Origin of the sequence: Paenibacillus maysiensis (genome assembly GCF_000520815.1) — a bacterium.
Lineage (GTDB): Bacteria > Bacillota > Bacilli > Paenibacillales > Paenibacillaceae > Paenibacillus > Paenibacillus maysiensis.
The window spans coordinates 1-6,560 of record NZ_ASRY01000172.1; the positions used below are offsets into that span (position 1 = coordinate 1).

Genomic DNA, 6,560 nt, shown 5'->3' on the forward strand with positions numbered 1-6,560 from the left:
ATATTCATATTCAGAAAAAAGTAAATAATAAAATAAATCCCCGTTACCTTAATTGGTTGGCGGGGATTTATTTGTTCCTATCTGTTTAAGCACCTCCAATTTGTTCTTGAAGTTGTATTCTCTGATTATGGCTATGCGGCTGAACAGGCATAGCTAAGATAAACAAAAAGCTAATTGCGCTGATCAAAAGAACCATTTTTTTTAACATTGTTTAACCACACCTTTTCAATAAGATTGAAATACTCCGCTTTGGTTTCAGGAACTGCATGGACTTGAAAACGAACGAACAATCCCATACAGTTTATAAAATATGTCTCATTATTTAGTATATTCGCTTTTAGCGATGCATTCATCAAATGTTTAAAGCCAACAGAATACATTCCTTTGTGTAAATAGTAATAAGCTAACTCATAACCAAAACGTGCATACTGGTCTGGCACAACTTGTTGGGTATACATGTCAGCAGATGGTCGCTGTTGAGCAAAAGAATCAATCTCCGTTTCAAACCGCTGGAGTATTTCATTCACATCTATCTGGTATTGGTTAGCCGCAATCATAACGTTCATCAACTTAGCAACCATTTCCTTTTCGGACTTACCTGGTGAAGTACAAATATATTCAACATAATCCAGAAGCAGACTTGTATCTCCAGACAGGAGTTTGTTTACATAGGTATTACCTTTTGCCCAATGTTGATACAGTTTGATCCAATGCAGTGTATCCTCGTCCGTCTCTTTGACCCAATCTAAATTAGCGTAGGCGTATGTATAATCTAGAGCTTGTTGATAATCGCCTTGGGCGTCACAGACAATTGCACACAGTAAATCGGCATAGGTGATGTATACAAACATGGGACGACTCAGCCTTCTATCAGGCTCCACGCGCTTTTGCTTCTTCTGCTGATGTTTCAAAGTATATTGGATTTCCGCTTTATCTCTCATTTTTCTCGCCATTTCATCTACCTTGTCCCATAGACGCAAAGACCTATACACGTTAGCCAAGTCCTTCAATGCGTCAAGCTGGTCTATTTCATCTAGGCGTTCAACAAAAGCTTCAAATATCGTAGCTGCCCTGAGATTTAGGTTTTGATCGTCTCCAATCTGAATCGTAAATATACGATACTGACATATGGCCAAGCGTTCAGAATGCTGGTATTTCTCCGCTTCCGCAACCCCCTCAAAAAGCAACAACGCAGCAGCGTGCCGACCTTGTGCGAACAGTTTTTCCGCTGCATCAAATAGCTTCGGGGAATATAGCAGCTTGTCCATGATATGCCCAACTACACGCTTAATCGCCTCCAGCTTATCCAGTTCAGCACAGCGATACAATACGGGCTCAATTCGCCGCCAATCCGGGGAACGTTCGATGATGTAATCATCTATGTATCGGTCGTAATAATAGCCCTCTGGTAATCCCATTGCCAGTGTGATTCGATCCAACTGATGTATAGCTACAGGGCGATGCTTCGTAACCCAAGTATTAAGCGTTCTTTGATGAACACCTGAACGCTCCGCAAATTCTGCTATAGTCAAGTTATTTTCCCTTAAGTAATTGTCCAACTCCGCTAAAATCTTAGGTGTATGTTCCAATTCATAACCACCTTTCATACAAAAAATCCAAATTTTATAATCTCACCTCGAATTATTGTCCAAAAATTGGCATGTGTCAATATACTTTTTCTCTATATTCGCAATCCAAACAAAACTGTTTCCCAAATCAGGTGGTCACCCTCTCCACTAGCTTGAACTCCAAATGATGTAATGTTTCATCCAGCCCTTCAAGGGTGTTGCGAATCAGGATGAATGCGTTCTCAGCTTGTTTATCAATCGGGTAATGAATCGTTGTTAAATCAAGCAAATGCGAAATTTCTGTGTTATCAAAGCCGACCACCGCAAATTGATCCGGCACAGAAACGTCGAGCCTGCGTGCTTCGGTTAGCAGCCCCGCTGCCAAATAATCTGTAGAACAAGCGAAGGCATCCGGTTTGTCCGTTTGTTCTATCCACCAATGGGCGATATTTTCACCGGCTTCAATGGTATTCAAATTATAAAAATGCGTGAATGCCTCAGCGTCCAAATCATATTTTCGGCAAAAATCATGATAGGCCCGGATGCGTTCCTTCGTATTAAGCCCTCGCATATTGCCATACACATTTGCAATTCTCCGGTATCCTCTGGCATACAAATGCTCTAACGCCAGCGTATAGCCCTGATACTGATCCATAAATACAGACGGAATTGCCTCTATGCTCACACGCTGCCATGTCACAATCGGACCATATTTGGTATAATGCTCGATCACACTCCACTCATTGACGCGAATCATACAAACCAAGGCATCCAACTGCTTTCTTCGCAACATTTCCAGTGCTTCAAGCTCCCGCTCCTTATCCCCATTCGTAATAAAAAGCGCTATATTAAAGCCATGCTCCTGAGCATACATCGTAAAACCACGCACAAATAAATTTAATGAATCATTAAAAGAAATTGAAATAATTCCTATGAGCTTTGTCATGCCCGTTTTTAAAGAAATCGCATTTAAATTAGGAACATAATCCAGTCGGTCTATGACCTCCTGTACACGCTGTCTTGTCGGTTCACTCACATACGGGTGGTTATTAATGACACGGGACACCGTTGCCGAGGATACACCCGCAAGCTTTGCAATTTCATGAATATTCGCCACAATCCTCACCTCGTTCTCTCTATTCTAACATGTTCTTGGGCTAAGCCTCTATGACCTCGCTGCATCCTATAAATATGTTTTTTTAAAGTCCTTGACCTGTAATGCATTACAGAGATTACAGTGAAATAGAAGCTTGAGAAAGCGGTTTTAAAAAAAGTATTCAGGGAGGTAACAATCATGAAAAAAGGCATAAAGATTGCGACTATCGGTGGCGGCTCCAGTTATACTCCGGAATTAGTGGAAGGCTTCATCAAGCGTTATGCAGAGCTTCCCATTCGGGAATTGTGGCTGGTAGACATTGAGGCAGGACGCGAAAAGCTGGAGATCGTGGGCGCCATGGCTAAACGGATGGTGAAGGCAGCAGGCATTGATTGTGAAGTACATTTGACGCTGGATCGTCGGAAAGCCTTGAAGGATGCCGATTTTGTAACGACCCAATTTCGGGTAGGCTTGCTCGAAGCCCGGATTAAAGATGAAAGTATTCCTTTAAAACACGGTATGATCGGTCAGGAGACCAACGGTGCCGGAGGGATGTTCAAAGCCTTCCGTACCATTCCTGTCATCCTGAGCATTGTTGAAGATATGAAAGAATTGTGTCCGAATGCGTGGCTTATCAATTTCACCAACCCTGCGGGTATGGTCACCGAAGCCGTACTTCGTTATGGTCAGTGGGACAAAGTCATCGGATTATGTAATGTTCCAATCGGCGCGATCAAGAGTGCATCGGCTGGGCTGGACAAACCGGAAGACGAGCTGTTCTTTAAATTTGCAGGGATTAACCACCTTCATTGGCACAAAGTTTATGACAAAACCGGGGCCGAATTAACAGAGCAAGTCATTGAAGGATTGTACGCTCCCGGCGCAAAGCCAGAAAAAGTCGTTGAAAATATTAAGAATATGCGCTTCCTGTATGATCAAGTGCGTCATTTAAAAATGCTGCCTTGTCCATACCATCGTTATTACTACATGACGGATAGCATGCTGAAGGAAGAACTAGAGGAAGCCAAAAATGAAGGAACTCGGGGTCAAGTCGTCAAACGTCTGGAAGAAAGCCTGTTTGAACTGTATAAAGATCCGAATCTGGATTACAAACCGGAGGAACTATCCAAACGCGGCGGTGCGCATTACAGCGATGCAGCCTGTGAAATCATTAATTCCATCTATAACAACAAAGGCACACTGATGGTGGTTAGCACACGTAACAATGGTGCAATTGATGATGTCCCTTATGACAGCGCGATTGAAATTACCAGTGTGATTCGCGCACATGGTGCAGAACCCGTGAACTTCGGCAAATTCCCGCCTGCACAGCGCGGCTTGCTGCAAGTGATGAAGGCGATGGAAGAATTGACGATTGAAGCGGCAGTAACGGGTGACTACGCAACAGCTCTGCAAGCCTTCACCCTGAATCCGCTCGTACCAAGCGGTGACATCGCCCAAACGGTGCTGGATGAATTGCTGGAAGCGCATAAGGAGCATTTGCCACAATTTTTTGCTCATAAGGCGAAGGCGACGGTATAAAGCTTTAGACATTATGTCTACGCTGAAAGCAAGCTTTCATAATAAATAGTTAATTAGGGACGTGCCGATCTTGGTTCGTCCCTGTTCTCATGTATACATGCTGAATGCACGAAAAACAGCCTTTTTTTGATTTTTCCATCTATTCTGGCCTAGATCGTCTGGTCCCGGAGCTTCGCTTCTGACTGTTTGACTTGTTCTTCCGACTGCTGAGGATAAACCCGCGTCGGCAACAAATATATCAAAGTCGAATTTTTCCAGAAACAATCCCTCAGGACGAGCAATATCCTTGAGATCGGTAATAGGTGCGCTTATTCTAACGTGGCAATAACTTTGTGGACTTTGCGGGCAAGCTCCAGAACTGCTCCTTTGCCGAATCCGCTGCCGGTTCCCTCAGTATGGTTTGGGCCCGTAATCAGTCCTTTTTCAAGTTTTTTCACGATTACCCATTACCCTTGTGATCTGGATTGAACCAATTACAATGGTTGCTATTGTGCAACTAAACACAAAAAAAGCTCCTGTACAGGAGCTTTTCATTTCTTGCTGTACGTCCCAGGAGGGATTCGAACCCCCGACCGACGGCTTAGAAGGCCGTTGCTCTATCCAGCTGAGCTACTGGGACAAAATGGTATTCGTTGGAGCCTTATGTATTCAGCGCATTGATTATTATATCATATTTTTGCTAACTGTCAAAAGCATTTTTTTATTGTACAAGTAAACAGGCTGCAAAAGGAATCATTTGGACGCTGACGGGGTATTATGTACAAAGGCCATGCTACGAAGGAGGTATATAATCCGTGAGAGGTCTATTGTCATCACTTTGTTATTTCAGCATTTTCTTCGCGCCTTTTCTAGTGCCTGTCATTGTGTGGATTGCAGTACGGGACGAATATGTTCAGGGACATGCAAAAAAGGCTATTTTATCGCACATTTTCCCTATTATCGCGGCGATTCCGCTATTGTATTTTATTGCAACGGCGAATCATGCAGGTTCTGTAATCGGGTTTGTGCTGCTATTCGCTGTGGTCTATCTCGGGGTATTTGTCTACAACATCTACAAAGGTATCATGACGCTCCGTGAAGCCGCATAAATCTGAAGAAGAAGCCTCCTTTATTCCGCGAGTTAAGCGGGATACGGAGGCTTCTTTAAAAATTTTCAATATACAAATTTATTTATTACCAAAGCGTTTAGGACTTCTCCGTACCTCGTGTCTTACGTTTTTCTCCAGCACTTCTTCCGCAAATTCATTGTTATGAATATAACTGCTGCCTTTATTTTTTTTGTACTTCGCTTTGCTGTCTATGATTTTCCCCTCCTTTCACGCTGATTCGGCGATGGCGCCGGAGCCCAAATTAACAAAAGCCGAGGCATGGCGCATCCTATTCTCATACGCCGAACTCCTTGGCAAATTCCGTGCTGAGCTGCCCATAGGAAAGTAACTCCCTTTTAAACTTTTCCCGTTCTTCCCCGGCCGTAATGTGTGTAGAGTCGGTAAAAGCCTTGTCCGTCACTTCCTCAAACGCGGAATGCAGATTATTATCGTACCAATCCAGCGCCAAATCGGCGTCATTACGAATGATGCGTACCACGTCATAACCTTCCTGACGGTCCTGCTGATTGGTGGCGGTGATGTAGACCAGCAGTTCCGGGTCATCTGCCGCGCCGGGCCGTACCTCTACCTCTGCGCAGCGTACTCCGTCAAGTTCGGTGAAGCGGCGTATTTTAGCATCCTTGATGTAGTACATTTGCCTTCCTCCTTCCTTGCGAATACACGGGTTGCCCCATTTGTAGTTTTCGGAACGGACAGACATTTTATGCTCCTTTTCGGCATATATACTGATGAACTGGGGATTTAGTTTTTGATTCATTCCAACACTGGATGAACACGACAAAGAGAGGATGAACAGACATGTGCGGAATTACTGGTTTCATACAGTGGAACGGAGACTTAATGCATCAATCGGAGCTACTGCTCAATATGACGCAAACGCTCTCCGATCGCGGACCGGATGCTGCGGGCACCTGGATATCCAACCCGTGTGCCTTCGGACACCGAAGACTGAGCGTTATGGACCCGGAAAATGGCGCTCAGCCCATGATCCGGCAGCTAGAGGATATCACTTATACGATTGTATATAACGGGGAAATATATAACGCGCCTGAGCTGAAAAAAGAGCTCCAACAGCGCGGGCATTTTTTCCGTACACAATGCGACACGGAGGTGCTGCTCGAATCCTATATCGAATGGGGCCCCGAATGTGTGGATCGGTTAAACGGCATTTTTGCGTTTGCGGTCTGGGATAGTGAGCGGGAGCAGGTATTTCTGGCACGGGATCGGCTGGGAGTGAAGCCGTTA

General features: G+C 44.4%; 6 protein-coding genes, 1 tRNA gene and 1 pseudogene. 3 read left to right on the forward strand and 5 right to left on the reverse strand.

All coding sequences use genetic code 11. The features are described 5' to 3' along the window. Positions 1 to 170: 170 nt before the first annotated feature. Together L696_RS0110820 and L696_RS0110825 are read right to left on the reverse strand one after the other, a co-directional pair. Positions 171 to 1,589: a helix-turn-helix domain-containing protein gene (locus L696_RS0110820; RefSeq protein ID WP_025683641.1), complete on the reverse strand. Its 1,419-nt coding sequence runs from the start codon at positions 1,587 to 1,589 to the stop codon at positions 171 to 173. A 127-nt stretch (positions 1,590 to 1,716) separates the two neighbouring features. Beyond that, positions 1,717 to 2,685 carry a LacI family DNA-binding transcriptional regulator gene (locus L696_RS0110825; RefSeq protein ID WP_025683642.1) on the reverse strand — a complete coding sequence of 323 codons (969 nt, stop codon included), beginning with the start codon at positions 2,683 to 2,685 and terminating at the stop codon, positions 1,717 to 1,719. Between the two features lie 177 nt (positions 2,686 to 2,862). On the opposite strand from L696_RS0110825, the gene L696_RS0110830 reads away from it, so the two are divergent. Continuing rightward, on the forward strand, positions 2,863 to 4,206 hold the full coding sequence (locus tag L696_RS0110830; RefSeq protein WP_025683643.1) for a 6-phospho-beta-glucosidase: 1,344 nt from the start codon (positions 2,863 to 2,865) through the stop codon (positions 4,204 to 4,206). A 308-nt stretch (positions 4,207 to 4,514) separates the two neighbouring features. On the opposite strand, the gene L696_RS32360 is transcribed toward L696_RS0110830, so the two are convergent. Further along, positions 4,515 to 4,643, reverse strand: coding sequence for a hypothetical protein (locus tag L696_RS32360; RefSeq protein WP_280740184.1), 129 nt, complete (start codon positions 4,641 to 4,643; stop codon positions 4,515 to 4,517). A 108-nt stretch (positions 4,644 to 4,751) separates the two neighbouring features. Continuing rightward, a tRNA-Arg gene (locus L696_RS0110840) sits at positions 4,752 to 4,825 on the reverse strand. Positions 4,826 to 5,000: 175 nt separating this feature from the next. On the opposite strand from L696_RS0110840, the gene L696_RS0110845 reads away from it, so the two are divergent. Continuing rightward, on the forward strand, positions 5,001 to 5,294 hold the full coding sequence (locus L696_RS0110845; RefSeq protein WP_025683644.1) for a magnetosome magnetite crystal formation protein family: 294 nt from the start codon (positions 5,001 to 5,003) through the stop codon (positions 5,292 to 5,294). Between the two features lie 295 nt (positions 5,295 to 5,589). Here the strand turns inward: L696_RS0110845 and L696_RS0110850 are convergent, their stop codons facing one another. Continuing rightward, entirely contained in the window at positions 5,590 to 5,949 is a 360-nt protein-coding gene (locus tag L696_RS0110850; RefSeq protein ID WP_025683645.1) for a hypothetical protein, read from the reverse strand. 164 nt (positions 5,950 to 6,113) lie between these two features. Between L696_RS0110850 and L696_RS28520 the strand changes: the two are divergent. Next, positions 6,114 to 6,560 (forward strand): annotated as a pseudogene (locus tag L696_RS28520) (asparagine synthase (glutamine-hydrolyzing)); the annotation flags it as partial.